Genomic DNA, 24,917 nt, shown 5'->3' on the forward strand with positions numbered 1-24,917 from the left:
GGCAATCCTCTGTGCTCAGTGAATGTCAACAAACACGCGTGCGCCGATCAACATGGCCAGCATGTGGCCGATGTCGATACCCGGTTCCGCGTCGATGGCGATCTGGCTGGCGGCCTGCAGGTCATTGCCAGCGGCACAGGCATCCAGGAATGCGCACATGCCCCGGCTGGCACGCTGCCAGACCACGCCGCCGTCCGGCCGGGTCAGCAAGGCGCCCTCCCCGGTCCATTCCAGCTCGCCATCCAGCGCGCGCAGTTCCCGATTGGCCTGCCAGATCGAATACGCCGGCGTCTCGAACCAGCGCCAGCGCACGCTGGCACCGGGGCGCAACACCGCTTGCAGCAGGTCTGCACCGGCCAGCCCCGCAAACGCCGATGCGTCCAGCGCCATGTCGTCGGCCGCCACGTGCGATTCGATCCAGAGCCTGTCCAGCCTGGCCACGTCCGCCAGATACGGCAACTCCGACGCAGGTTCGAAGCCTGAGAGAAAGTCGGCAAACCCGTTGCCGTAATCGATCAGGCAAACACTGCCGGGGGGCTCGGCACACGCATAAACAAGAGCCGCCGCGCGGAACCAGTCCTCCCCCACCAGCCGCACGACGGTCGGGAAATTGGCCGCCAGCGCATCCACGCAGCCCTTGAGTACGGTATTGCGATAGACCTTGAAGCCCGGTTGGCTCGTCAGTTCAATCAGCGGCGGAGCGCTGCCGTCCGTCGCGTAGAGCGCGCGCAGGAAGTCGTGCTGATAGCTGTTTCCGTTGGCGTTGGCGTTGGAATTGGCGTTCATGGTGTGGCCACCTCCGCAGCCAGGATCTCCTGCGCACGGTCCCGTTCGGCAAGCAATTCGGCGAAATCGGGAATGTTGCCGTCGCGCTCGATCAGCGTCGGGCGCTCGCCAACGCGCTCCACGAACCGGCGGTACAGCGCCCATACGGCATCTGCCACCGGCGCGTCGTGGGAATCGATCAGCAGCGCCTCGCCGAGTTCGTCGTCCCGGCTATGCCCGGCCAGATGAATTTCCCGCACCGCCTCGGCTGGCACACGGGTCAGGTAGTCCCACGCGTCATACCCCATGTTTCGCGCGCTGACATACACGTTGTTGATATCCAGCAGCAGGCCGCAGCCCGTGCGCCGCACAAGCTCGGCCAGGAAATCGGTCTCGCTCCATTCGTGCCGGTCCATGCGCAGGTAGTGCGACGGGTTCTCCAGCGCAATCGGGCAGCCCAGTCGATCCTGAACACGGGAGATATTGGCCGCCACCCGCACCAGCCGGTCGGTCGTGCGGGCCACGGGCAGCAGATCGGGCACATAGCGCCCGTCCAATGTCGACCAGGCCAGGTGTTCCGAAACCAGCATCGGCTCGATCCGGCGCATCAAGCTTTGCAAGCGATCCAGATGGGCCTCGTCCGGCGGTGCATCGCCGGCCAGCGAAAGCGACACCCCGTGCAGTGCCACCGGATGGCGTTCGCGGATGGCGTCCAGCCATGCCAGCCGCGGACCTCCCGCCATCAGGTAGTTCTCGGGATGGACTTCGAACCAGATGCCCGGCGCAGGGCAATACAGGGCGTCGTCAAAGTGCTGAGGCTTGAGCCCAAGCCCCGCACGCGGCATCGCTTTCATGGCTGACGGCCTCCTCATCTCACATTGGCTTCAGCGAGCCCATGCCGTGAGGCGTCTTGATGCCGGTGCAGGTACCTGCGGGCACGTTCTTGAAGTGGTCGCCCTGATAGTCAGTCTTCTGGGTGCCTGCGCAGGTGGTGCCCGCGCCGGCCTTGCAGTCGTTCTGGCCAGCCAGCGACACGCCGTAGCACTTCTCCATGGCCGGCTTGTCCTTGGCGGGCTGCATCGTACCGGTCTGCGCCAGCGCAACGCCGGAAGTCAGGGCTGCCAGCGTAACGGCGGCTGCGAGCTTGATGGTATTCATGGTGGGACTCCTTGAGAGCGAATGAATGAAAGAAGGTCAGATATCCGTGGCACGTTGTGGGTCCGTCGGATGATCTGTCTGTCAATTCGCAAGGCGTCCGCGTCCGGTTACAGCAGCATCGCGGAATATTTTTTTGCAGCCCGGTGTAACCAGACGGGCTGCGCGAACGAATAAAAGAGAACCACATGCTCGCGGATTGTCGCCATGGGCGCCCTCACATATCATTTCGAAGCGATCGCTCCAGAACTTTCCGACAATGTTGATCGGTCAAACTTTCTTGCAGTCTTCACCCGCATGAAGCGAACCCCAGAGCGTGCCGGCATCGAAGCGATGGACGCGGTCGAGCAGCGCCTGCGCGCGCTGATCCTGGCCGGGCTGGATGGCGACCAGGCCGCCTATCACGCGTTCCTGACCGAACTCACCAGCCGGCTGCGCGCCTTCGTCCGTCGGCGGCTCTATCAGTTGCAGGATGAAGTGGAGGACATCGTCCAGGAGACGTTGCTTGCGGTGCACAATGCGCGCCATACCTATCGTGCGGAAGAACCGCTGACGGCCTGGGTTTATGCGATCGCCCGCTACAAGCTCCTGGACTTCCTGCGCAGCCGTTCGCGGCAGGGGGCAACCGAGCCGCTCGACGACCTGGCCGACATCCTTTCCTATAGCGACGAGGCGCCGGCCAACGACGCCAGGCTCGATATCAACGGCCTGCTTCAGCAACTGCCCGACAAGCAGCGCCTGCCTATCGTCCATGTGAAGCTTGAGGGCCTGTCGGTGGCGGAAACGGCCCGTCTGACGGGGCTGTCCGAATCGGCGGTCAAGGTGGGGATTCACCGCGGCCTGAAAGCCCTGGCCGCCAAAGCACGCTTGTTCACATCATGAAAACCGACGACCTTGTTTCCCTGCTGGCTACCGGCATCCGTCCGGTGGACAGGCATGTCATGCGCCGCGCGTTCGTGCGCGCCATCGTCCTTGGCGGTGCCGGGGCGCTGGTCCTGCTGGCCGCCTTGTACGGCGTACGCCCCGATATCGGGCAGATGCTGGTCACGCCGGTGTTCTGGATCAAGGTGGCGCTGCCGTTTTCGCTAGCGGTGGCGTCCTTCCTGGTGCTCAAGCGGCTCGTGGTACCGGGTGCGGACGTGGGTACCCGGTGGGCGGTGCCGGCTATGCCGGTGCTTATCGTCTGGATCGGCGCGCTGGCGGTGCTGGCAAATGCCCCAGACGGAGACCGGCTGCGCCTGATACTCGGCCTGACCTGGAAGAGTTGCCCCTTCAATATCGCCCTTCTCTCGGTGCCGCTGTTCGTGGCGGTGATCTGGGCCGTGCGCCAGATGGCCCCAACGCGCCTGCGCACGGCTGGCGCCATGGCCGGCCTGCTGGCGAGTTCGGTGGCAACGGTGGCGTACTGCCTGCATTGCCCGGAAATGGAAGTCCCGTTCTGGGCAGTCTGGTACGTGGTGGGAATGCTTATCCCGGCACTGGCCGGCTGGCTGCTGGGGCCACGGCTGCTGCGCTGGTAGGGACGTGCGTCCGGACTGTGTGCGGCGGGACACACAGCGTGGCATGGCGGACAGACCGAGTGCCTGCCCCGGTGGAAACCTGACCACTACAATGAATGCCACTCGGATCAGCCAGGCGGGAGATGCCATGAAGCCGCTGCCTTTTGTGGTAACACCGGACGCGTATGACCGTGCCCTGAACGTGGTGGGCGAGAAGATCACCGTATTGGCCTCGAAGGCGGCCACGCAAGGCTACGAGATCTTCTTCCAGCAAGGCGACGAAGGCACCGGACCTCCACCCCATAGCCATGACTGGGACGAGACTTTCTTCGTCCTCGGCGGCAGCGTGGAAATCAGTTATGGCGACACGACCATGGCCGCCACGCGTGGCGCGCTGGTTCACCTTCCAGCCGGCACGCTCCATAGTTTCCGGTTTGGGGCCGGGGGCGGCGAAATGCTCTCGATCACCAGCCACGGCGGCAACGCGGCCAGCTTGTTCAGGACGATCGACGCGGAAATTGCACCGGGCCCGCCGGACGTTGAAAAACTGCTGGATATCGCCAACAGATGCGGGGTCCACGTCGAACCGTGAACCCGGTCAGGCCGCCACTCAAGCGGCCCCTTCCCCACCGACTGGCGCCTGCACAATGCCCATCCTGCGCGCGGTCAGCTTCATCTGCGTGAACTGGATGCCGAACAGAACAAGCTTCGACGCCAGCGGAAATGCCGCGATAAACAACGGCCACCACGCTGTGAACGCTACCGCCACCAGCAGGTTCAGCGCAGCCGTGGCAAGCATCAGCGCGGCCCAGAGATAGCCGTAGCGTGTCAGCAGATCGCCCATGCGTTCACGTGCGATCGGCGGTACATAACGGTGCATCCAGCCGCCGCGCAGCATCACAAAGCCGACCAGCGCGTACAGCACGCTCGGCTTGCCCATGACGTAGCGCGGATCATTGGTCAGCATCGTCGCAGCGGCAGACACCAGCACGCTGATCAGGCTGATCCATTGCAGCGCGGCAATCGGCTCGTGGCGCAGTTTCGCCCAGAGGACCACGGCGACGGCCACGACCACGCCGGCTGCCGTGGCCACCAGTGTGTCCACCTTCATGGCGAACAGAACAGCGAACACGATGACGCCAAGCGAATCGAACAGGACCGGGCGAACGGCGTAGAGAAGTGCGCGCATGCAGAACCTTTCCGTGTTTCCATCAGGTGTCTTCACACCGGAAGCAGCGGTGCGACATCAAACTAATCACCGCATAGTTTGCGCAACTATCGGAGACACGTGGTGGCGTGTCAAGGAGAAAGCGGCGGGATCAGGGTTGGTCCGGAGGCGGCGGGGCGGTGCGTGCTGCGCTGGCCACGGTCGTCGTGTGCCTGTACCGGCCTGCTGAAACAGCTTCAGGCCTTGCCCAGCCGGGTGATCAACGCGGCATGACGCGGGTGCGATGACGCAAGCCGTGCCACCTCCGCCGGATCGGCCAGTTCGAACTCGCTGAACTCGAATCCGGGTGCCACCGTGCATCCGACCAGCGCATAGCCTGCCGCACCGGCCGCCCGTTCCGCTGCAAACCAGCATCCGGCGGGCACCACCGCCTGGAAGACCGTGCCCGGCTGGCTAAGCGGGTTGCCAAGCCGGTGGAGGGTCAGCGCGCCATCAGGTGTCAGCACGTGCACATTGAGCACGTCACCGGCATAGAAATGCCACCCCTCGTCGGACTGGATGCGATGCCAGGCTGAATATGCGTCATCGGTCAGAAGGTAGTAGATCGCCGTGGATGCCGACCGTTCGGCGCCGTCAGTGACGCGTTTGATACGCGCCGGGTCCCGGTAGGTCTCGCGGTAGAAGCCGCCCTCCGGGTGCGGGACGAGGGCCAGTTCGTCGATCAGGCGCTGTGGCAGCCGGTTCGTGGGCATGGTTGGCGGGTGTTGAGTACTTGTGATTGGGGGCGCGTCTTTGGGAGCGTCTTTGGTGCGCTGGATGCGCCACCTTACCCGAAAGCCGCGCATGACAGAATACGGGGGCGCGCCGACGCCGCCATCCGGCGCCCGCGCCAAGAATGCAGGAAATGCCAAGACGGCCGGCCTTCCGCCGCGATAGTCTCCCGGACAATTTCCCGTACTTCGGCCAGTGCAAGGCCCCACCCGGTTTCCAAACAATGTCGCGCCCCGTTCCCGCCTGGCTGCCGGCCATGGCCTTTGTCCTGATCTGGTCGACCGGATTCATCGTCGGCAAGGCCGTCGTGCCGGTTGCCGACAGCAACCTGTTCCTGCTTGCGCGCTTTGCGCTGGCCGCGCTGATGTTCGCTGCAGCCGCAACGGCCGGCCGCGCCGACTGGCCACCGCTCGCACAGGTGCCACGCCACCTGCTGGCCGGCGCGCTGATGCAGGGAATCTATCTGTGCGCGGGCTATGGCGCGGTGGCGCATGGCCTGTCTCCGTCGATCATGGCACTGCTGGGCGCCCTGCAGCCGCTGCTGACCGCGTTGCTTGCCATTCCCCTGCTAAAGGAGCTACCTTCCTCACGCACGTGGCGCGGGCTTGCGCTGGGCGCGCTTGGCGTGGGCCTGGTGGTGTTGCCGGCCATGCAGGCTGGCGCGCCGCACGCGGTGTCGCCATGGATCGTGCTGACCGGCGTGCTTGCCATTCTCTCCATCACGATGGGAACCCTGCTGCAAAAGACCTCGATCTCCAGGGCGGATATCCGCGCCAGTTCGGCATGGCAGAACGTTGGCGCCATGCTGGTGGCCGGCGTGCTCGTCGTCGCCACCGGTGGTGCCGGCGCGCTGCGTTGGGAAACGGGCGTGACGCTGTGGGCGTCGCTGGCCTGGGCCGCGTTCGTGCTGTCCGGACTGGGCACTTGGCTGCTGCTGGGCCTGGTGCGTCGCGGCCAGGCCGCCAATGCAGCCGCGTTGATGTTCCTGGCGCCGCCGCTGGCCGCCGTGCAGGCGGCCCTGCTGTTCGGCGACCGGCTTGGCCCGCTCCAGTGGCTTGGCATGGCCGTGGCCGGTATCGGCGTGTGGCTCTGCCAGACGCAAGGCAAACCGCAACATGCCGAAGCTCGTTGAACACACCGCACCGCTGGTGGAGCCGCGCTGCTATTCGCCGCAGCCGTTCGGCCATGCGCACGACTACCACCAGTTGCTGTTCGGCATGGATGGTGCGATCGAACTCGAGATCGACGGTCATGCCTATCGGGTCGATGGCGAACATGGACTCGTAGTGCCTGCGGGCGCGCACCATGTCTGCGCCGGACTGACCCGCAACCTTCAGGTCGTAGCGGACTTTCCTGCAAGCTCCGTGGCACTGCCAGCGCGGCTGATGGCACGGCCACGCACGTTCTCGATCGATACGGGTCTTGCCACGCGCGTACGCTCGCTGGCGACACGCCCCCAAAACGATGCCGTGCCCGCACAACACGCATGGCAACGCGCCGCCACCCTGGCCTGCGGCCTCGCATCGGCACTCGGCCTTGACGACGCGCACGACGATGCCGCGCGTTTTCCGGTGATGGCTATCGATGCGTTCATGCGCGCCAACCTCGCGTCGCCATTGCGCGTCGACCAGCTCGCGGCCCGTATCGGCTGGGGTCCGCGCCGCTTCCACACGCTGTTCTGCGAAGCATTCGGCGATACGCCCCACGGCTATCAGACGCGCCTGCGGCTCGACCAGGCCGTGCAATGGCTGATGTCCGGCACCATGCCGCTGGCAGAGATCGCATACGCGATTGGCTACCCCGACCAGACCACCTTCACACGCGCATTCACCCGCCGGTTCGGCAAGCCCCCGGGCACCTGGCGCGCCGCCGCGCTGGCCTGAGCGGCAGACTTCTCCCGCCGCGCGTATGATCGCGCGTACTCGAACCACAACAGGGAGACATCAATGAAAAGCATCGTGGCGATTGCAGTCCGACACTTCGCAGTGGCAGCCGCGCTGGCTTGCGGCATGGCATACGCGCAAACCCCGGCGCCCTCAATGCAGCCCCACGAAGGCGACTTCGAAGCGAGCGACTTCCGCTTCCAGAATGGACAAACGCTGCCGATCGTCAAGCTGCACTACGCCACGCTAGGCACGCCCACGCGCGGCGCTGACGGCAAGGTCAAGAACGCCGTGCTGCTGCTTCACGGCACCACCGGCACCGGCCGCGCATACCTGACGCCGCTGATGCAGAAGGAACTGTTCGCGGCGGGACAACCGCTCGACGCATCGCGCTACTACATCATCATGCCGGACGGCATCGGCCGTGGCGGATCGAGCAAACCCAGCGACGGCATGCGCGCCTCGTTCCCGCGCTACGGGTACAACGACGTGGTGGAGGGCCACTACCGGCTGCTGACCGAAGGGCTCAAGGTCGATCATCTGCGCCTGGTGCTCGGCACATCGATGGGCGGCATGCAGACGTGGCTATGGGGCGAGCGTCATCCGGACATGATGGATGCGCTGATGCCGATTGCCAGCCAACCCGTGGCGATGTCCGGCCGCAACTGGTTGTGGCGCCGCATGCTGATCGATGCCATCCGCAATGACCCGGACTGGAACGGCGGCAATTACACGCGGCAGCCAAAGCACTGGACCCATACGGTCCCGTTGTTCTCATTGATGACGCAGAGCGCGGCCACGCTGCAGAAAGCCGCGCCGACGCGCGACCAGGTCAACCAGTACATGGACCGGACCGTGGCCGAAACCCGCAGCGTGGATGCCAACGACTATCTCTACTGGTTCGAGTCGTCATGGGATTACAACCCCGAGCCCGAACTCGGCAAGATCCGCGCGCCGCTCTACGCGGTGAACTTTGCGGACGACATGATCAACGCCGTGGACCTGGGCACCATGCAACGCACAGTGCCCAAGGTGCCGAAGGGCAAGTTCGTGGAGCTGCCCGAGAGCGAGCACACATACGGGCACCAGACACTGCAGCACCCCGAGGTCTGGAAGAGCTATCTCGTAGAGCTTCTGCAGAACCTGCCACCGCAGAAGTAACGCCGCAATCGCCCCACCGTGCCTGCCGATTGATACCGCAGTGCAATGCCCGCTGCATGGCGATGGCGCGTCCCGCATGACCGCCATTGTTTGCGGCGGGGCCGCAATACGGGTATTTCGCTAGGCGTCCGCGCTAGATCGCGCCTGCCCTGCTGCCTATACTGACTTCGCACCGTGCACGCCGCCGAGCGTGAACGCGTGTGCCCGATATAACAGCGGGCAGGCACTGGCGTACCCCGGGAGGGCGCCGCAGATGGACAAGTGTTTTCAGCCTGCCCATGAACAGGAAAGTGGAGATGGGCATGCCCAGCGAACAGTTCCTTGCGATCCAGGAAACCCGCCGCTCGGGGCTCCAAGCATTACGCGCGGCGCTGCTCCAGGTTCACAAGGAAGTCATCGGATATGACCGTGGCCAGTATGAACGACTGCACGGTCCGATTCCCGCAGGCCAGTTCGTGCAGCTCGTGACCGAGGAATCATTCTTCCGCTGGCTCGATCCGCTATCGAGGCTGATCATCGAGATCGACGAAGAACTCGATGGCGACGAGCATCACGACGCTACATGCCGCGCTGTGGCAGGTGCAGCGCAGAAGCTGTTCAGCGAGCGCGGGGACGTGGATTTTCGCAAGCGTTACCAGGAAGCCCTACAGGACGAAGCGGCTGTCACCGTCGCGCATGGGCGGCTGATGTCCGTCATCGGGCAGTTGCGCCAGCTTCCATAACGCCCACCGTAACGCTCCTACCCCTTGCCGCCCTTGCCACCCTTGGCTGGCTTGCGCGTGTCTACTGCAATCGGATCACTGGCGGGAAACGTCTCACGCAGGGCCTCGTCCAGATCCTGGTCGTGACCTTCCTCTTTGCCCTTGTCCTTCCTGGTGGTGGAAGTAGCGGGTGTCTTTGCGGGATCGTGCTTGCTCATGTCATCAACTCCATTTGAAATGACGCTATCAGGATGAAGTGCAGCAATCTTGATGGCGTCTCCGAGTGAGACATCAGGTGCGGCGGCGTATGTGTGGTGTGTGGTATGCGTGTCGCCACGAATCCTGGTGGCCTGCGTTGATGGTAACTCTCAATGATGTCCCCCGCCACGGCCGCCACCGCCACCCCGGCCGCCTCCACGGCCTCCACCGGCCCATCCATGAAATCCGCCAGCCCCCTGGACGCCCGGGGTTCCCTGGAACCCGGCATAGCCGGGGCCGCCGTGATAGTAGCCGTGGTACCCGTAGCCGTGGTAATCATAGCCGCGGTATCCGTAGTAGCCGCGGTATCCATGCCCGTACCAGCCGTAGTGGCTGTAGTGGCTGTAGTGGCTGTAGTGGTAGTGGCAGCACCCGTACCAGAAGCTTCCAAAGAACACCCCGCCACCATAGACGGGCCAGTACGCGGGCCAGTACGGGTATCCACTGGCGTACCCGTACGGATATCCGTACCAGTAGGGGTACGAATAGTCATAGTCGTAGCCCGGATATCCCCCATAGACGGGGCCCAGATCTCCCAACGGGTAATTGATGTCGTAGCCAGGGGCGGTGTCGTACCCGGGGTAGGTTGCGCAGCCGGCCAGCATCAACGCGGCCCCTGCCGCTCCCGCCAGGCCCCATTTGTTGGCGCCCCTCATTTTTGTCTCCCGCAAGCCCGACTCACGTGAATGTCGACATCGGAATACACGATCCGATAGTCAATTAGACAAAAACTGCCTCAAGAAGTCCATTTTTCGGATTTCTCCGATTCTCGTTTCAGAATCGTCTCCTTACACTGGCCCTCGCCCGTGCAATGCGGGTGACCCAACCGAGTTCAGGGTTGACCCCTCCCCTGAAACTCTATCCTTCAGATGCCACATGGCCCCCGTCCCTGTGGCATCCTTTTTTTTCATCGCTCGTTCCATCGCTGGTTCGGTTCTATAGCCCCTTCTCCACCAGATCGAGCAGCCTCTGGCCAAGCAGAGCAGCCTGTTCCCTCGCATGGCCGCGCAGCGGACCGTCGATCAGCAGCACAGCCAGCCCGTGCACTGCCGACCACGCGATGTACTCCGCGCCCGGCCGCCGTTCGGGTGGCAAAAGCCCTGCATCGACCCAGCGATCCAGCGCCGCACCCAGCAACTGGAATGGATTCAGGCCGCTTTCGCCGGCCTTGGACGGATCGACATCGTCCTCGACCTCGTCGGGAACGGAGAATGCGGTGCGGAACAGACCGGTCTCGGTCATGGCGAAGCGAAGATAGCCGGTGCCTACGGCTCGCAAGCTGGCACGCGCCCGATCGGCCGGCGAGGCATCCGGTGGAATCGTCGCCAGTTCGGCCTCCATGGCGACCGCCAGGCTCGACAGTGCCGACGCGCGCACCGCTTGCAGCAGGTCCTGACGGCTGGCGAAATGCCGATATGCCGCATTGGGCACTACCCCGGCACGGCGCGTGGCTTCACGAAGGATGATGGCGTCCGGACCACCGTGGCGCGCAAGGTCGATACCGGCTTCGAGCAAGGCCCGGCGCAGATCGCCATGTCGATAGGTGGTCCGGGTTGGCGGCGTGGCTGCGGCGGTACGGTTCATGCTAATTCCCTTGTGGACAGCGTCCAGGGCGACTTGTAACAATAGTAGACAGTGTACACAAGGAGTGCCAGCGTGAGATCTGGCCTCGATACGTCAGGCCTTCAGAGAATCGGCGCAAACAGCTTGGCCACGTGCATGGCCACGCGAAGGATGGCGGGGGCGCCGAGAAAGTCGTCGCGGTCGATCTGGCGGGCTTCGGCAAAGTCCGCTTCAAGCATCTCCGCCACGCTCGCGGCAAACTCCGGGTGCGCCGTCATGACCATCATTTCGAAATTGAGCCGGAAAGACCGGTTGTCGAGGTTCGCGGTGCCCACCGCGGCTGCCTCATCGTCGACCAGAATCACCTTCTGATGCAGGAAGCCCGGCTGGTAGCGGTACATCTTCACGCCGGCGCAAATGGCCTGGTAGGCGTAGATCGTTGAGGCGCCGTAGACCACAAGATGATCGGGCCGGGCCGGTATCAGGATTCGCACATCCACGCCACGCAGCACCGCAAGCCGCAGCATCGCGAACACGGCTTCGTCGGGCACGAAGTATGGCGACGTAATCCAGACCCGCTTGCGCGCGGCCTGAATCGCTTCGACGAAGAACAGCGAGCAGGTTTCCTGCGCATCGGCCGGGCCCGACGGCACGATCTGACACACCATCTCGCCCACGTGCCCCGGTGGCGGCAGCAGCAGGTAGGGCACCTCGCGCGCGGCCCAGTACCAGTCCTCGGAGAAGGTCATCTGCAGTTCCAGCACGGCCGCACCGCGAATCTCGATGTGCGTGTCGCGCCAGGGGGCGAGCGGCGGGCGCTTGCCCAGGTATTCATTGCCGACGTTGTGGCCACCGACAAACGCGTGCGCGCCATCGACGATGACCAGCTTGCGATGGTTGCGGAAATTGAGCTGGAAGCGGTTGACGAAGCCGGGGTGCGTGGCGAACGATCGCACGTTGACGCCGGCGTCCTCGAGCACGCGCAGATAGCCACGGCTCAACGCGTGGCAGCCGATGCTGTCGTAAAGAAAGTAGACCCGGACCCCGGCCTGCGCGCGCTGGCACATGCGGCGCTGAAGCTCGCGTCCGAGTTCGTCGTCGTGAACGATAAAGAACTGCACCAGCACGACCTGCGTGGCGGCATCGATCGCGGCAAAGATCGCCTCGAACGTTGCGGTGCCATTGATCAACAGCCGTACATCGTTGTTGCCCAGGCACGGCATGCCGGTCAGGCGCGGCAATGCACGCATGCACTCCTGCTCGGGACTCATCACCAGGCAGGCACTGAGCGCCTGGAGTTCCTGCGAGCTCATGCTCTGCCGGATCTCGCGCAACCGGTGGTTGTTGAAGCGGCGCGCATTCACGTATCCGGCGAATCGGCTGCGCCCGAATATCAGATACGGAATCAGCGACAGGTACGGCATCATGACCAGCGATCCCGCCCAGGCAATCGCGCCGGGCGCGGTACGTACCGTGATGACCGCGTGCAGCGCGGCAAGCACGCCCACCACGTGGAACGTCACAACGATCGCGGCAATCACGCTAGGGGTCAACATAGGCAGCCAGGCCCGGACGGAATGGTCCTTATTCTGGCACAGCACGTCACTTCCAACATCCCCCGGCTCCGCGGTCTGCCTGTTTTCTGTGCAAGCCAGTGCGCGGCAGTCGCATCGCGCGTCCGCAGGCACCGATGACGCGGTTATCCACAGGAACAGTGGATAAGCCGGCGGGTTGCCCGGTATCCACCGGCATCGCCCGGCGCAATTATTCGTTTGATTCCGACATTGGCGCCATCCATTTAAAGGAACTCCGATTGTTCGCGCGAGATGCTCTGGCTACGCTCAGACATGGTTACCCGTTTTCAATCCGATTTGCTTTCTTGATAGTGCCGTATGAATGTCCAGACAAATATCGCCCTGCTTGCCGGCAGCGCATCGCCGCTTCACCCGTTGCAGGAGCTTCTCTCCGTCGCAGGTTATCAATGCAACATCTTCCGTTCCGGGCGCGACCTGATCCACGGTCTGAGCCATGACAGCCATGACATGCTGCTGATCGACCGCGAACTGCCCGATATCTCCGCCATCGATGTCATCCGCACGGTTCGCGCCGTGCGCAACCGGGACATGCCGATCGTGGTGTTCGCCAACGCATCCAACGATGACGACATGGTTGAAGCGCTTGACGCGGGCGCCGATGACTACGTGGTGCGCCCGCTCAGCGCGCGCGTACTGCTGGCGCGCATGGCCGCACTGCGCCGGCGCATGAACGGCACGCGTTTGCACACCACCATGCCGTTGCGTGCCGGCCCCTATGAACTGAACAATCCTGGCCGCTATGCGGTGCGCAACGGCGAGCGGATTTCGATGACGCCGAAGGAGTTCGACCTGGCCATGCTGATGTTCGCCAACGCTGGCCGCATCCTGGCAACCCGGCGCATCGAAAACACGATCTGGGGCCACGATCTGCCGCCCTACTCGCGTGCACTTGCCGGCCTGGTATCGCGCATGCGGCGTACGCTGAATCTCTGCCCCGAAAACGGCGTCACGGTCAGCGTCGTGTATGCGCAGGGCTATCGGCTCGACATCCTGGACCACGCGGCGCGCACCGAGTTATCCGCCGCGAGCCGGCATGCTGCCTCGGCTTCGGGCGGAGCCGGTCTGTACAAGTAATCTGCCTAGACGTCCAGCACACCCTGTGTGGCCAGTTCGGCAATGTCGATCAAGGCAACGCCGGACGCAGCGCGCTTGGCGCTGCGCTTGGCCACGGCCGCCGCGGCGCCAATATGCTGGCTGCCGAGCCGCAGCGTCGCCATCGCCCCGGCACTGACGCTCACCACACCCACGGCCATCGTCACCGGCGCGAAGAACACCGTCCTGCCGAACCTGTCCTCGCCCTGGATGCCACCGGCCGCGCGATCCGCCGGCGAGTACAGCATCAGCGCCGCATCATTGAAGCGCGCGATGGCAGCGCGAATGCGCGCCTCCCAGTCGTCTCCCTGATACAGCACCAGGAAGTCATCGCCGCCTACGTGGCCCAGGAAATCGCGCGCCGGATCGCAGGCCTGCGAGAGGATCGCCGCGGCTCCCTTGAGCATTTCGTCGCCCTTCCAGTAGCCGTAATGATCGTTGAATGACTTGAACTGGTTCAGGTCGACATAGCACGCATGGAACGGGCTGCCAGCGTCGATAAGCCGGTCCACGTGCTGGTTCAGCAAGATATTGCCGGGCAGGAACGTCAGCGGATTCGCATAGCGTGCCGCCTCCGTGCGCACCTCGGCGGTGGCGCGCAGCAGGTCGGCGCCAGTGCCAAGTCCAACGTAGCGCCCTTCGTCGGTAATCACGAATCCATCGGCCAATGCATGCGAACGCTCGCCCGCGAAAACCTGTGCAACATCCTCCAGGCTCACGCGCCTGTCGAAACAGACGGGCGCCGGATTGGCCAGCATGATGCAGGCCTTGCGGCCAAAGAGTTCGCGATGGAACGGTGTGGCATAGCGATCAATCAGATTCTGTCGATTGATCATCGCAACCGGCCGCTTGTGGTCATCGACCACCACGATGGCATGGAGTTCTGGCTGGCTGTGAAACCGCGCCAGCACTTCATCGTTGAGCGTGGAGGGGCCAACCGTCGGGGCCGGCCGCAGTAGCTGGCCCGCCGTCATGCCAGACCATCCCGAACGCAGGGTCTGCGGAAACACCGCAATCTGCCTGGACGCCAGCACGCCCCGCACCTCCGGCGATACGTGGCGCCCGGGCTGCGTGACAGGCCGGCCCAGGAAGTAGCCTTGCCCGGCCGTCACGCCGAGATCCCGCACCATGGCCAATTCCTCGGCGGTCTCGATGCCCTCGGCGATCATCCGCCCGCCGAACGCTCCCATCATGCGAAGCATCGCGCGCAGAATCTCCAGCCTGCGCGGGCACGTGCCGATTCCGCGCACCAGCGACTTGTCGATCTTGATGAACTGCGGTGACAGGTCGGCCAGCATGTCGAGGTTGGCATGGCCCGAACCGAAATCGTCGAGCGCATAGTGCACGCCCAACTCGCCCAGCAGCGCCATGGCGTGGCCGAAGCTCGCCGCGTCGCCGATCGCAGTCTGCTCCGTAATCTCGATGATGACCTGCGACGGCGCAATCGCCGCGGCGCCGCCACTCGCGCCGTCCGCGCCGAGCAACGCAGCCATGGCCTGACCGCGTCCGGTCAGCAAGTGACGCAGTGTCAGCGGGCTGAAGTTCAGGAATAGCTTGCCCGGCAGGTTCAGGGTCGACCAGGCATCGAGCGCGGTGCGGGCGGCGGCAACTTCCAGGTCCACGGTTGCCCCACCGGCCTGCGCAAGCCGGAACAGCGCGTCGGGCGCCGCGAAGGGGGATCCGGCCCGTCCGCGAATCAGCGCCTCGTAGCCCAGGATGTCTCCGCTGCCCAGCGTCACGATGGGCTGGAACACCGCATGCAGCGGTGGCAGGCGCACGGCATCGGGGGCCGTCGCCGACAGGGAGGCTACGGTCAACATGAAATGCGGAATAGGGGGGATTAGGCGGCTACGGCCTTCTTGCAGCAAAGCTTGAACGGGGGCAGGTAAATGAAGCGATCGTCATTTCATTGCGGAAATATGTCACTGGCATGACAGCATCACCCATTTGGGAATGTCACGTCTCTGTCACATTTTTAGCCGACGATCGCGCTGCGCCGCAGCAGAACCAGCGCCCCATGTCCGCATCGTGACAACCGAGAGGCCGGCCTGTTGCGATGCATCGGGTCATGGATTGGGGGCAAGGCCCCAAAAGGAGCGTTTCACGTGTTGCAAGCCATCAAGCTTGGGCTGCCAGTCATGCGCGGCAGATCCGTATGGCAAGGACTCGCGCATCTGCCGCTGGTCATACGGCTGTCCGCCGCCTTTGTGCTGATCTACGCGTTCGGCGCGATCGTCGGGCTCACCGGCATCGTCAATCTCATTCATCTCAAGCGAGATACCGACACGCTTTACCAGCGTGACATGCGCGGCGCCATCTCGGCCGAGCGAGCGCAAACGGCACTGGCAACGCTTGGGCGCGCCCAGCTTTCGCTGACGCTGGCCACCAGTTCGGCCGAACGCGATACCGCCGCGGCAGAGATCGCACAGGCGCTGCAACGGCTCGATGAAGCAGTCGATGGCGTGCGCCTGGCGGCGCCACAGCGGGCCCAGGCCCTTCAGAAAGAGCGCGCCACCGCAGGCGAGCTGATGAACAACTTCGTTGCGTTGATTAGCAAGCAGCCGCTCGATTCGCTGCAGTTCGACGCCTCCGTTTCCGTTGACGGACATTTCGTCGGGGAGCAACTGCAAAAGCTCGGCGCACTGATCGAGACCACACGCACAACGCTGGACCGCCAGGCAGCGGATACGGTTGCCGGTGTGGCTGCGGCCCAGATCACGGCGCAATCCGTCATGGCGATCCTGCTCGTGGCCAGTCTGCTGGCCGCCGCCGTGCTCGCATGGATCGCCGCGCGCAGCCTGACGCGCGAACTCGGCGGCGAACCGCGCGATGCCGCAGCCGTGACGAATCGCATTGCAAGCGGCGACCTGACCGCACGCATTGCAGTGCGCGCAAAAGACCAGCGCAGCCTGCTGTATTTCCTGGCCAGCATGCAGGATCAACTGGCCGGCGTGCTTGGGCGCATCCAGCAGTGCGCGCATGAGATTTCCGCCGCCAGTGAAGGCATCGACAGCGGCAACCGGGAGCTTGCCACGCGTACCGGCTTGCAGACCGAAGCCCTGCATGAAGCTGCCGGAACGGTGACACGCCTCACGGACCTGGTCCAGCAGGCGCACGCGCAGGCCATACAGTCGAGCGAAATGGCCACCCGCGCGCGTGAAGCGACCGGGGCCGGCATGGCATCGGTGCGCGACATGAGCGGCGCCATGGCCAACGTTCATGCACAGTCACGCAATATCTCGGAGATCGTCAGCGTGATCGAAGGGATCGCGTTCCAGACCAATATCCTGGCGCTCAACGCGGCAGTGGAAGCGGCGCGTGCAGGCGCTGCGGGCCGCGGCTTCGCGGTGGTGGCGCAGGAAGTCCGCGCGCTGGCCCAACGCAGCGCAACCGCTGCCCGCGAAATCGGTGGCATCGTCGGCGACGCCGCGAAGGAAATCTCCCGCGGAGCAGATCTGAGCGCGCGCGTTGTGGCTGCGATGGAAGGCATCGAAGCCGCCGTCAACCAAAGCCACACGCTTGCCGGCGAACTGCGCACGCTGGCTGATGAGCAAGCCTCCGGCATCCGCCATGTGGGAGACGCGCTGACCCGGCTTGAACAGACCAGTGCACAGAACGGCGCGCTCGTGCAGGCCGTGACCGGCCAGGCTGCGCTGCTCGACCAGCAAGCTGCCGCGCTTGAAGCCGACGTCGCCCGATTCCGCTTCTGAGCCTTGCTTCGCCGCTCCACCGCACCGCGCTGCTCCACCCGATGGAGCGGCGCAACTTCAACTTCGTCGCACGCTGCCGTAATTATTAAGGTTGTTCCTATTGCCGGCGCGCCGCTCCCCCGCTAGCTTGATACATGAGCCATGGTCGTTGCGTGGCCGGCCCATGAATGATCTAGCGAAAGGCGCGCATGCTACGAAAAGCCGTGCAGGACGACAGCTCGTTTCAGGAGGATTTTGACGCCGCCGGGCGCGACTGGGCGCCGCGCCTGAAGCCCTGCGGAAGCTGTCACGGGTGCGAGAAACCAGTTGGCCGCACTGACCTGTTTTGCAGCATCACGTGCCAATACGCGTTCGAGCATTTCGAAATGCAGTTACTGCGGAAGCGCTGATAAGCGCTGAACGACCGCACCGAATCGCCCGAACCGAATGTTTCATCTACACGAACATTTCCTTTCAAATTTCTGTCAACCGTTGCGTCAAACCGCCCGTTGAGGCGTGCATCAGGTTCGTATCGGCGAAGACATTGTCAAGACAATTTGGCCGAGCGCTGACCAGTGTGTCTGCACGAAACAACTGACATCAAGGGGTAACCGGCATTTACGAGTCGAGCGACCAAGTTACACAACTGTTGCACTTGAACGCACTTTGTGTAGCCCATCGCACCTCAAAGCCGGATACGCTTGATTCAACCCAACAGCGACTGACAACCACAGGAATCCCATGTCTGAACGCCTCATCATGCTGGACGTCCCCGGCGTCCTGTATTCGGACCGCTCCGCTGCCCGCCTGGGCGGTACGCCAAACACGGGAACCCTGCGCGATGTCAGGTACTTCGACCCCATCGCACTCGGCTATCTGCGCCGCCTGTTTGGAATTGCCGGTGCGCGCGTGGTGGTCTCGGACGCATGGCGCCGCGGCACGCCGGCCGCCATCTTCCAGCAACTGGATCTGCAGGTGGAAGGCATGACGCCACCTGTCTCCGGCGGCCATGGCGCGGAGATCGAAGCGTGGTTCGCACAGCATGCGGCACCGGGCGCCTGGGTCGTTATTTCGACGGCCGCCCCCGAATCGCTCAGCGAAGCACAGCGCGCCCACCTCGTACAGGTTGCCCCCGCAGAAGGCCTGACCGTCGACAACTTCCGCCGCGCGCTAGATATCCTTGGCGTGGCCTGCCCGTCCACCGTTACGCCGGACTCACGCGTTGAACCGGGCCTCAAGGCAAAGCTGCGGCATCTGCAGCGGCTTGCGCGCGAAGCACCGGAACGCTTCATGCCGGCACCCGCTGCCAAAGAGGCCCGCGAAAAGGCCATGGCCGTGGCGGTGGCAAGCCTGACCGGCAAGCAACTCGAATCCACTGCGATCCACGCCTGATCGCTGATCGCCTCAGACTGTGATGAAAAAAGGCCGCAAGCAATTGCGGCCTTTTTCATTGGCTGAGCGCCGCCGCAATTCTGCCTTGCAGAACTATGATTCCACGGTGCGGTTGACAGCTGCCCAGCTTCGATGGGACGATGCAACACATCGAATACCGGCGGCATCACGCCGGAAGCCTTCCCCGGAGACATCATGCGCAGTACCGCTGTACCCGCTGGCCGTTCTGGTCCGGAGTCCTCCCCCATTTCCGCAACACCCTTCCAGCCTGCCTTCCAACGCCTGCACCAGACCATGGCCCCGTGGGTGGCCGGTCATCCGGAACGCATTGCCGTCATGGATGCGCATCGCGCGCTGCGCTATGGGGAGCTTGATGCCGCCGTGCGCCAGACCGCGCAAACGCTGGCCAAGCTTGGCGTGCGCGGTGGCGATCGGGTGGTGCTGGTCACCGAGAACAGCGTTGGCTGCGCGGTGATCCTGCTGGCGCTGAGTTCGCTCGATGCATGGTCGGTACCGGTCAACGCACGGCTGTCGGCACGCGAGATCGCCAACATCGTCGAGCACGCAGATGCGCGCGTGACGCTCTACCTCGACAGCGATTTCCCCGAAGCGCGCGAGCACGGTCTGGCGCGTGGCGCGCAGTGGGCCGAATGGCCGCATGTGGGGCGCCTGCTGGTCGGTGCTGTCGATGACAGCGCCCAGGCGGAGCCCGTCGAGGCCGACGCTCGCGACCAGGTGGCCGCGCTGATCTACACCACGGGCACCACCGGCGCCTCGAAGGCGGTCATGCTCACGCATGCCAATCTGATGTTCATCGGTCATTCCAACCGCATGCAGGCGCGCGTGCAGCCGGGCGACCGCATCTATGGCGTGCTGCCGATCTCGCATGTGTACGGCCTTTCGGTGCTGCTTGTCGGGCCGATATCGAATGGCGCGACGGTCTACTACGAGCCGCGTTTCCGTCCGGACAAGCTTGTGCGCACGCTGGTTGACGAGGCCTTGACCGTTCTGCATGGCGTGCCGGCGATGTATGCCAAGGTGATCGAATGGAGCCGTGCGAACGGCGAGTCGCTGCGCACGCCTTCGCTGCGCATCGCCCAGTCCGGTGGGGCGCCGCTGACGGCATCGCTGAAGGCCGCATTCGAAGAGGCTTTCGGCATCGTGCTGAACAACGGCTACGGCATGACGGAGACCTCGCCTACCGTATGCCAGACCCGCGTTGAAAGCCCGCGCAGCGATTGTTCGGTCGGCCCCGCCGTGCCGGACGTGGAGATCCGCCTGGGCACGCCCCTGCCCGATGGCAGCGGCGAACTGCTGGTGCGCGGCCCGAACGTCATGAAGGGCTACTATCGACGCCCCGACCTGACCGCGCAGACCATCGACAGCGATGGCTGGCTGCACACGGGCGATCTCGCACGCATTGATCCCGATGGCGCTGTGTCGATCGTCGGCCGCTCGAAGGAAATCATCATCCACTCGGGATTCAATGTGTATCCCGAGGAAGTCGAACAATCGCTGAATGCTTTTTCATCCGTTCTGCAATCGGCCGTGGTGGGCCGCGCCGTGGAAGGCAACGAGGAAGTGATCGCGTTTGTCGAAGTGCGTGGCGGCATGACGCTCGACGAACCGGCGCTACGTACTTTCCTGCGTGACCGGCTTTCGCCGTACAAGATTCCGGCCGAGATCCGCGTCGTCGCGCAGCTACCTGCGGCGCCGTCGGGCAAGATTCTCAAGGCAAAGCTGCGCGAGCAGCTTGCAGCGAACAACGTGTGAGCATCGCGATGGAAGACATGATCGAATCGGCGGATGCCTCCGCCACCCCCAAGGACAGCAAGCGCAAGGAAGACCGCCATTTCGTGACCGCCCTCGCACGCGGCCTGGACGTGCTGGCGTGTTTTCGCGCATTCGACAGTGAACTTGGCAACGCCGAACTGGCGCAGCGCTGCGGCCTGCCCAAATCGACGATTTCGCGTCTGACCCACACGCTGACAGAGCTCGGCTATCTGCAGGCGCTGACGGACCCCGTGCGCTACCGGCTTGGCAGCTCCGCGCTGGCATTGGCGCCGGCGGCACAACAAGGCGCCGAAGTACTGGCCGTGGCCCGGCCCTATATGCAGGAGCTGGCCGATCTGTCGCAAGGCGTGGCATCGCTGATCGTGCGCGATCGCGGCCGCATGCTGATCTTCGAGAACTGCCAGTCCGAAACCTATCTGACGTTGCGCGTGGCCGTGGGCAGCCGCGTGTCCGGCCTCAATACGGCGGCCGGCCGCGCGTATCTGGCGGCCCTTCCGCCGACGGAGCAGCGCCAGGCGCTGACCGCGTTCCGCACCGACGACAAGATCACTGCCGCCCAGGCCGAGAGCGTTCTGGCGAACTGCCTTGACGAGCAACGCAAGCTTGGCTGCACCACGTCATTCGGCGAATGGCTGCCCGACATCAACTCGATTGCGCTGGCGTTCCGCCCCGGCCCGTCGCTGCCGCCGATGACGCTGAGCTGCAGCGGGCCCAATGCGCTTGTGCCGCCGACGCACCTGCTGGAAAAGGTACGTCCGCTGTTGCGCACAAGTATTGGCAGGATCGAATCGGCATTCGGCGTCACGCGGTGAAAGTTCGGGGCGCGATATCGCGGAATGCCGTACGATGCGAGTTCCCTGCCATCAACCGGATCCGGTTTCATGCCTCACCTCGTCATCGAACTCACCGAGAACACGCGCCTGACATGCTCGCAGGAGGAACTGCTCGACGAAGCGAATGCCGCGCTGCTGTCGAGCGGGCAGTTCCAGGAACCCGACATCAAGTCGCGCTGCGTGACGCTATCCACGTATCGCCAGGGGACCGAGAACGTGGATCGCGCATTCGTCCACGCAACGCTGCAGATCCTGGACGGCCGCGATCAGGCCATGCGCAAGGAACTCGGCCAGCTCGTGTGCAATGCGATCTCGGAAATGGTCCGCCCGGGCGCGGCCGGGCAGACAGTGCAGATATCGGTGAATGTCGTCGAGATGGAGCGTGCGACGTACGCCAAGCAGATTGTTGGCGGTTAGTCCCGGAAGCTAGCTCAGGAAACGGCTAGCTGTCGTGCATTTCGCTGGCCTGGTGCAGCTCGGATTCAGACAGGACTTCGATGCTGCGGTAGCCCAGGCGCAGGATGCCTTGCTGCACAAACCACTTCAGTTCACTGTTCAGCGTCTGGCGCGTGATGCCCAGCATCATGGCCAGCGTCTCCTGGGACACCGATACGCGCTGCCTGGCCTGGGGAGTCCCGGTGGCATCGCCATGCGCAAGCAGCAGCAAACGTTGCGCGATCCGGGCCCGCGTTGAACGCAGCGAGGTGGTGTACAGCCCCACATAGAGCATGCGAAAACGCCCGGTGACCAGTATCGCCACCGCCCGGGCGAATTCCGCATCGCCCATGAGTTCCTCAAAGGCTTCGCGCGGCAGGGCCAGCGCCTCCACATGGCCTCGGGCAGTGGCATTGTTCAGATAGGGCTGCATGACGATCAGCCCGGCCTCCCCCACCCAGTTGCCAACCTCCGCCACGGACATGATGTGCTCCTTGCCGTCTTCGCGCAGCGTGGACAGGTGCACCTCGCCGCGCACCAGCCCATACCAGGCGCGCGGCATCTCTCCCTGCCGAAACAGTTGTTCGCCGGGCCGCAGCTGAATCAGCGTTGAGCGGCTCACCATGAATTCGCGTAGCCTCGGCGGCAGGGCGGCAAACCATGGGTTCACCATAAGCGCACTGATCAGGGCGGCGTGGCCGTGGTTCATAGGGAAAACACGTAAATCGTTAAGAACGCGACAGTTGGAAGGTTCGACGGGACTATACCGTGCAAGTCTGCTTCAACAGGAGACAAGACGATGCAAGAACTCAACATCCCTTCACTGAAGGGCAAGGTCAGTCAGGAAGAGTGGCAATTGCGTGTGGAGTTGGCCGCGGCCTACCGGCTGGTTGCGCTGTACGGGTGGACGGATCTGGTCTTCACCCACATCAGCGCACGCATCCCGGGGCCCGAACATCACTTCCTGATCAATCCCTATGGCCTGATGTTCGACGAGATCACCGCCTCAGGTCTGGTGAAGGTGGACCAGCAGGGCAACAAGCTGCAGGACAGCCCCTTCCCCGTCAATCCGGCCGGGTTCACCATCCATAGCTGTATCCACGACGGCCGTCCTGACGTGGTCTGCGTGCTGCACACCCACACGCGCGCCGGCGTGGCGGTGAGCACCCAGAAATGCGGCGTGCTGCCGATCAGCCAGCAGAGCACATTCGTCATCCCGCAACTGGCCTACCACGACTATGAAGGCGTGGCCCTGCGCGACGACGAGAAGCCGCGCCTGCAACGGGATCTGGGCGACAAGACCTACCTGATGCTGCGCAACCACGGCCTGCTGACGGTCGGGCCCAACGTGGCCGAAGCATTCCTGGCCATGTACACGTTCGAAAACACTTGCCAGATCCAGATCAGCGCCCAGGCCGGCGGCGAACTCGTCGAGGTCAGGCCCGAGATCATGGAGACCATGCCGCAGGTCATCCAGATGGTTACCAAGGGCCAGGGTGCCGGCATCACCTGGCCGGCGCTGCTGCGCAAGCTGGACCGCCTCGACCCAAGCTACCGCGATTGATCCATCGCGGTAGCCTGTCAGGTCAGGTCACCGGCGCCGGGTTGAACAGCGCCAGCGAGTTGTGAAGCTGGTGATGCTCGGCCCAGGTTTTCTTGCGGCCGCTGGCCACGTCGATCATCAGGTGGAACAGCTCCCAGCCCACGTCCTCGATCGTCGCTTCGCCCGTGGCGATGCGACCCGCGTTCACGTCCATCAGGTCATGCCAGCGGCGCGCCAGGTCGCTGCGCGTGGCCACCTTGATCACGGGCACTTCGGCCAGGCCATACGGCGTGCCGCGGCCCGTGGTGAACACGTGCAGGTTCATGCCGGCGGCTAGCTGCAGCGTGCCGCAGATAAAGTCGCTGGCCGGCGTGGCAGCGTAAATCAACCCCTTCTGCCTGACCTTCTCGCCCGGCGACACCACGCCGGTGATCGGCGCGCTGCCCGACTTCACGATCGAACCCATGGCCTTTTCCACGATGTTCGATAGGCCGCCCTTCTTGTTGCCCGGCGTGGTATTGGCGCTGCGATCGACGCGGCCGCGATCGAGATAGCGGTCGTACCAGTCCATCTCGCGGATCATGGCCTCGGCCACTTCCGGCGTGGCGGCGCGCGCCGTGAGCTGGTCAATGCCATCGCGAACCTCGGTCACTTCCGAGAACATCACCGTGGCGCCCGCGCGCACCAGCAGATCCGTGGCGAAGCCGACGGCCGGATTGGCCGTCACGCCGGAAAACGCATCGCTACCGCCGCATTGCACGCCCACCACAAGCTCGGAAACCGGCACGGTTTCGCGCTTGCGCGCATTGAGCGTTGCCAGATGCGTCTCGGCCATCGCCATGATCGAATCGATCATCGACGCAAAGCCCACGTGCTTGTCGTCCTGCAGGCAGACCACGCCCACCTGCACCTCGCCCGCGCCAGTCTGGATCGGGATCGTCCCCGGCGGCATCAGGCGTTCGGGCTGCAGCTTCTCGCAGCCCAGGCTGACCATCATCGCGGTGCCGCCGAAGTTCGGGTTCAGCGCGATATTGCGCAGCGTACGGATCGGCACGATCGCATCGGGCGCATCGATCGCCACGCCACAGCCATACGTGTGCTCAAGCCCGATCACGTCGTCGACATTCGGGTAGCGCGGCAGCAGTTCGGCCTTGATCCGGCGCACCGCGTGCTCGACCACGCCCGAGACGCACTGCACGGTGGTGGTGATGGCCAGGATGTTGCGCGTGCCGACCGAGCCATCCGGATTGCGGAACCCTTCGAACGTGTAGCCTTCCAGCGGCGGCAGCGGTTCGGGCACGCGCGTGCCGATCGGCAGATCGGTCAGCCCCGGCGCGACCGGCATCTTGATCACGCGCTCGTTGACCCAGCTGCCGCGCGGCAGGTCCTGCAGCGCGTAGCCGATGGTCACGTTGTAGCGCGTGACGGCGTCACCCTGCTTCAGGTCCACCAGCGCTACCTTGTGGCCCTGCGGCACGCGTTCCACGAGCGTCAGCCCGCACGGAAACACGGTGCCGGCCGGCAGGCCGCCGTCGTTGGCGACAATCGCCACGTTGTCGTTGGCGTGAATGCGGATGTACAGCGGCGCAGTTGCGGCCGGTTGGGCCTGCGCGCTTTGGA

The 24,917-nt window shown here is 64.2% G+C and carries 26 protein-coding genes; 14 read left to right on the forward strand and 12 right to left on the reverse strand.

All coding sequences use genetic code 11. From position 1 onward, the window contains the following. Positions 1–15: 15 nt before the first annotated feature. From B552_RS0109680 to B552_RS0109690, 3 genes are read right to left on the reverse strand one after another with little or no spacing between them, the layout of a single operon-like run. The gene (locus B552_RS0109680) at positions 16–786 is read right to left on the reverse strand and encodes a DNA-binding domain-containing protein (protein WP_019448815.1); all 771 of its coding nucleotides are present in this window, start codon (positions 784–786) and stop codon (positions 16–18) included. Beyond that, on the reverse strand, positions 783–1,619 hold the full coding sequence (locus B552_RS0109685; protein WP_019448816.1) for a DUF692 domain-containing protein: 837 nt from the start codon (positions 1,617–1,619) through the stop codon (positions 783–785). Before B552_RS0109685 ends, B552_RS0109680 begins: the two co-directional genes overlap by 4 nt. A 19-nt stretch (positions 1,620–1,638) precedes the next feature. Next, a complete protein-coding gene (locus B552_RS0109690; protein WP_019448817.1) occupies positions 1,639–1,923 on the reverse strand; it encodes a DUF2282 domain-containing protein in 285 nt (94 codons plus the stop codon). Positions 1,924–2,217: 294 nt separating this feature from the next. Between B552_RS0109690 and B552_RS0109695 the strand changes: the two genes are divergently transcribed. The 3 genes from B552_RS0109695 to B552_RS0109705 all read left to right on the forward strand — a co-directional run bounded on the left by B552_RS0109695 (position 2,218) and on the right by B552_RS0109705 (position 4,011). Then, complete coding sequence (locus tag B552_RS0109695; protein WP_026035501.1) at positions 2,218–2,802, forward strand: sigma-70 family RNA polymerase sigma factor; 585 nt, start codon at positions 2,218–2,220, stop codon at positions 2,800–2,802. After that, positions 2,799–3,440 carry a DUF1109 domain-containing protein gene (locus B552_RS0109700; protein WP_019448819.1) on the forward strand — a complete coding sequence of 214 codons (642 nt, stop codon included), beginning with the start codon at positions 2,799–2,801 and terminating at the stop codon, positions 3,438–3,440. The genes B552_RS0109695 and B552_RS0109700 overlap by 4 nt, the downstream gene beginning before the upstream one ends. Positions 3,441–3,567: 127 nt before the next feature. Continuing rightward, on the forward strand, positions 3,568–4,011 hold the full coding sequence (locus B552_RS0109705; RefSeq protein WP_019448820.1) for a cupin domain-containing protein: 444 nt from the start codon (positions 3,568–3,570) through the stop codon (positions 4,009–4,011). An 18-nt stretch (positions 4,012–4,029) separates the two neighbouring features. Here B552_RS0109705 and B552_RS0109710 read toward each other — a convergent pair whose 3' ends face one another. Continuing rightward, on the reverse strand, positions 4,030–4,608 hold the full coding sequence (locus B552_RS0109710) for a septation protein IspZ (RefSeq protein ID WP_019448821.1): 579 nt from the start codon (positions 4,606–4,608) through the stop codon (positions 4,030–4,032). 215 nt (positions 4,609–4,823) lie between these two features. Continuing rightward, a complete protein-coding gene (locus B552_RS0109715; protein ID WP_019448822.1) occupies positions 4,824–5,339 on the reverse strand; it encodes a cupin domain-containing protein in 516 nt (171 codons plus the stop codon). Between the two features lie 242 nt (positions 5,340–5,581). Between B552_RS0109715 and B552_RS0109720 the strand changes: the two genes are divergently transcribed. The 4 genes from B552_RS0109720 to B552_RS0109735 all read left to right on the forward strand — a co-directional run bounded on the left by B552_RS0109720 (position 5,582) and on the right by B552_RS0109735 (position 9,124). Further along, the gene (locus B552_RS0109720; protein ID WP_019448823.1) at positions 5,582–6,490 is read left to right on the forward strand and encodes a DMT family transporter; all 909 of its coding nucleotides are present in this window, start codon (positions 5,582–5,584) and stop codon (positions 6,488–6,490) included. Further along, positions 6,474–7,241: an AraC family transcriptional regulator gene (locus B552_RS0109725; RefSeq protein WP_019448824.1), complete on the forward strand. Its 768-nt coding sequence runs from the start codon at positions 6,474–6,476 to the stop codon at positions 7,239–7,241. Before B552_RS0109720 ends, B552_RS0109725 begins: the two co-directional genes overlap by 17 nt. A gap of 63 nt (positions 7,242–7,304) precedes the next feature. Next, positions 7,305–8,402 carry an alpha/beta fold hydrolase gene (locus tag B552_RS0109730; protein ID WP_019448825.1) on the forward strand — a complete coding sequence of 366 codons (1,098 nt, stop codon included), beginning with the start codon at positions 7,305–7,307 and terminating at the stop codon, positions 8,400–8,402. A gap of 296 nt (positions 8,403–8,698) precedes the next feature. Next, positions 8,699–9,124: a hypothetical protein gene (locus tag B552_RS0109735; RefSeq protein WP_019448826.1), complete on the forward strand. Its 426-nt coding sequence runs from the start codon at positions 8,699–8,701 to the stop codon at positions 9,122–9,124. Positions 9,125–9,141: 17 nt separating this feature from the next. On the opposite strand, the gene B552_RS0109740 is transcribed toward B552_RS0109735, so the two are convergent. From B552_RS0109740 to cls, 4 genes are all read right to left on the reverse strand, one after another. Further along, a complete protein-coding gene (locus B552_RS0109740) occupies positions 9,142–9,321 on the reverse strand; it encodes a hypothetical protein (protein WP_019448827.1) in 180 nt (59 codons plus the stop codon). Between the two features lie 150 nt (positions 9,322–9,471). Further along, positions 9,472–10,017, reverse strand: coding sequence for a hypothetical protein (locus tag B552_RS28665; protein WP_085958772.1), 546 nt, complete (start codon positions 10,015–10,017; stop codon positions 9,472–9,474). Positions 10,018–10,297: 280 nt separating this feature from the next. After that, entirely contained in the window at positions 10,298–10,945 is a 648-nt protein-coding gene (locus B552_RS0109750; RefSeq protein WP_019448829.1) for a TetR/AcrR family transcriptional regulator, read from the reverse strand. 101 nt (positions 10,946–11,046) lie between these two features. Continuing rightward, complete coding sequence (gene cls, locus B552_RS0109755) at positions 11,047–12,480, reverse strand: cardiolipin synthase (protein WP_019448830.1); 1,434 nt, start codon at positions 12,478–12,480, stop codon at positions 11,047–11,049. A gap of 336 nt (positions 12,481–12,816) precedes the next feature. Here cls and B552_RS0109760 point away from each other — a divergent pair, with 336 nt between their 5' ends. Beyond that, entirely contained in the window at positions 12,817–13,593 is a 777-nt protein-coding gene (locus B552_RS0109760) for a response regulator transcription factor (RefSeq protein WP_019448831.1), read from the forward strand. Between the two features lie 5 nt (positions 13,594–13,598). Here the strand turns inward: B552_RS0109760 and B552_RS0109765 are convergent, their stop codons facing one another. Then, positions 13,599–15,431 carry a phosphodiesterase gene (locus tag B552_RS0109765; RefSeq protein WP_019448832.1) on the reverse strand — a complete coding sequence of 611 codons (1,833 nt, stop codon included), beginning with the start codon at positions 15,429–15,431 and terminating at the stop codon, positions 13,599–13,601. Positions 15,432–15,716: 285 nt separating this feature from the next. Here B552_RS0109765 and B552_RS0109770 point away from each other — a divergent pair, with 285 nt between their 5' ends. The 5 genes from B552_RS0109770 (at position 15,717) to B552_RS0109795 (ending at position 21,736) form a co-directional block, all read left to right on the forward strand. Beyond that, the gene (locus B552_RS0109770) at positions 15,717–17,321 is read left to right on the forward strand and encodes a methyl-accepting chemotaxis protein (RefSeq protein WP_019448833.1); all 1,605 of its coding nucleotides are present in this window, start codon (positions 15,717–15,719) and stop codon (positions 17,319–17,321) included. Positions 17,322–18,041: 720 nt separating this feature from the next. Then, complete coding sequence (locus B552_RS0109780) at positions 18,042–18,692, forward strand: HAD domain-containing protein (protein ID WP_019448835.1); 651 nt, start codon at positions 18,042–18,044, stop codon at positions 18,690–18,692. Between the two features lie 195 nt (positions 18,693–18,887). Then, the gene (locus B552_RS0109785; protein ID WP_026035504.1) at positions 18,888–20,465 is read left to right on the forward strand and encodes an AMP-binding protein; all 1,578 of its coding nucleotides are present in this window, start codon (positions 18,888–18,890) and stop codon (positions 20,463–20,465) included. 8 nt (positions 20,466–20,473) lie between these two features. After that, complete coding sequence (locus B552_RS0109790) at positions 20,474–21,298, forward strand: helix-turn-helix domain-containing protein (protein ID WP_019448837.1); 825 nt, start codon at positions 20,474–20,476, stop codon at positions 21,296–21,298. Between the two features lie 69 nt (positions 21,299–21,367). Then, positions 21,368–21,736 carry a 5-carboxymethyl-2-hydroxymuconate Delta-isomerase gene (locus B552_RS0109795; RefSeq protein ID WP_026035505.1) on the forward strand — a complete coding sequence of 123 codons (369 nt, stop codon included), beginning with the start codon at positions 21,368–21,370 and terminating at the stop codon, positions 21,734–21,736. A 25-nt stretch (positions 21,737–21,761) separates the two neighbouring features. On the opposite strand, the gene B552_RS0109800 is transcribed toward B552_RS0109795, so the two are convergent. Beyond that, positions 21,762–22,463: a Crp/Fnr family transcriptional regulator gene (locus tag B552_RS0109800; RefSeq protein WP_019448839.1), complete on the reverse strand. Its 702-nt coding sequence runs from the start codon at positions 22,461–22,463 to the stop codon at positions 21,762–21,764. Between the two features lie 90 nt (positions 22,464–22,553). Here B552_RS0109800 and B552_RS0109805 point away from each other — a divergent pair, with 90 nt between their 5' ends. Then, the gene (locus B552_RS0109805) at positions 22,554–23,318 is read left to right on the forward strand and encodes a class II aldolase/adducin family protein (RefSeq protein ID WP_019448840.1); all 765 of its coding nucleotides are present in this window, start codon (positions 22,554–22,556) and stop codon (positions 23,316–23,318) included. A 22-nt stretch (positions 23,319–23,340) separates the two neighbouring features. Here the strand turns inward: B552_RS0109805 and garD are convergent, their stop codons facing one another. Beyond that, positions 23,341–24,879, reverse strand: a complete 1,539-nt coding sequence (gene garD / locus B552_RS0109810) for a galactarate dehydratase (protein WP_083860268.1) — start codon at positions 24,877–24,879, stop codon at positions 23,341–23,343. Between the last annotated feature and the right edge of the window lie 38 nt (positions 24,880–24,917).

The sequence above is a fragment of the Cupriavidus sp. BIS7 genome (assembly GCF_000292345.1).
GTDB lineage: Bacteria > Pseudomonadota > Gammaproteobacteria > Burkholderiales > Burkholderiaceae > Cupriavidus.

Bases quoted from the DNA above. Each gene is read 5' to 3' on its own strand.
- B552_RS0109730 (WP_019448825.1), top strand. From the start codon at position 7,305: ATGAAAAGCATCGTGGCGATTGCAGTCCGACACTTCGCAGTGGCAGCC.
- B552_RS0109780 (WP_019448835.1), top strand. From the start codon at position 18,042: ATGTCTGAACGCCTCATCATGCTGGACGTCCCCGGCGTCCTGTATTCG.
- B552_RS0109800 (WP_019448839.1), bottom strand. From the start codon at position 22,463: ATGAACCACGGCCACGCCGCCCTGATCAGTGCGCTTATGGTGAACCCA.
- B552_RS0109685 (WP_019448816.1), bottom strand. From the start codon at position 1,619: ATGAAAGCGATGCCGCGTGCGGGGCTTGGGCTCAAGCCTCAGCACTTT.
- B552_RS0109680 (WP_019448815.1), bottom strand. From the start codon at position 786: ATGAACGCCAATTCCAACGCCAACGCCAACGGAAACAGCTATCAGCAC.
- B552_RS0109715 (WP_019448822.1), bottom strand. From the start codon at position 5,339: ATGCCCACGAACCGGCTGCCACAGCGCCTGATCGACGAACTGGCCCTC.
- B552_RS0109725 (WP_019448824.1), top strand. From the start codon at position 6,474: ATGCCGAAGCTCGTTGAACACACCGCACCGCTGGTGGAGCCGCGCTGC.
- B552_RS0109805 (WP_019448840.1), top strand. From the start codon at position 22,554: ATGCAAGAACTCAACATCCCTTCACTGAAGGGCAAGGTCAGTCAGGAA.
- B552_RS0109690 (WP_019448817.1), bottom strand. From the start codon at position 1,923: ATGAATACCATCAAGCTCGCAGCCGCCGTTACGCTGGCAGCCCTGACT.
- B552_RS0109735 (WP_019448826.1), top strand. From the start codon at position 8,699: ATGGGCATGCCCAGCGAACAGTTCCTTGCGATCCAGGAAACCCGCCGC.
- B552_RS0109700 (WP_019448819.1), top strand. From the start codon at position 2,799: ATGAAAACCGACGACCTTGTTTCCCTGCTGGCTACCGGCATCCGTCCG.
- B552_RS0109790 (WP_019448837.1), top strand. From the start codon at position 20,474: ATGGAAGACATGATCGAATCGGCGGATGCCTCCGCCACCCCCAAGGAC.
- B552_RS0109785 (WP_026035504.1), top strand. From the start codon at position 18,888: ATGCGCAGTACCGCTGTACCCGCTGGCCGTTCTGGTCCGGAGTCCTCC.
- B552_RS0109740 (WP_019448827.1), bottom strand. From the start codon at position 9,321: ATGAGCAAGCACGATCCCGCAAAGACACCCGCTACTTCCACCACCAGG.
- B552_RS28665 (WP_085958772.1), bottom strand. From the start codon at position 10,017: ATGAGGGGCGCCAACAAATGGGGCCTGGCGGGAGCGGCAGGGGCCGCG.
- B552_RS0109705 (WP_019448820.1), top strand. From the start codon at position 3,568: ATGAAGCCGCTGCCTTTTGTGGTAACACCGGACGCGTATGACCGTGCC.
- cls (WP_019448830.1), bottom strand. From the start codon at position 12,480: ATGTTGACCCCTAGCGTGATTGCCGCGATCGTTGTGACGTTCCACGTG.
- B552_RS0109710 (WP_019448821.1), bottom strand. From the start codon at position 4,608: ATGCGCGCACTTCTCTACGCCGTTCGCCCGGTCCTGTTCGATTCGCTT.
- B552_RS0109695 (WP_026035501.1), top strand. From the start codon at position 2,218: ATGAAGCGAACCCCAGAGCGTGCCGGCATCGAAGCGATGGACGCGGTC.
- B552_RS0109750 (WP_019448829.1), bottom strand. From the start codon at position 10,945: ATGAACCGTACCGCCGCAGCCACGCCGCCAACCCGGACCACCTATCGA.
- B552_RS0109720 (WP_019448823.1), top strand. From the start codon at position 5,582: ATGTCGCGCCCCGTTCCCGCCTGGCTGCCGGCCATGGCCTTTGTCCTG.
- B552_RS0109765 (WP_019448832.1), bottom strand. From the start codon at position 15,431: ATGTTGACCGTAGCCTCCCTGTCGGCGACGGCCCCCGATGCCGTGCGC.
- B552_RS0109760 (WP_019448831.1), top strand. From the start codon at position 12,817: ATGAATGTCCAGACAAATATCGCCCTGCTTGCCGGCAGCGCATCGCCG.
- B552_RS0109795 (WP_026035505.1), top strand. From the start codon at position 21,368: ATGCCTCACCTCGTCATCGAACTCACCGAGAACACGCGCCTGACATGC.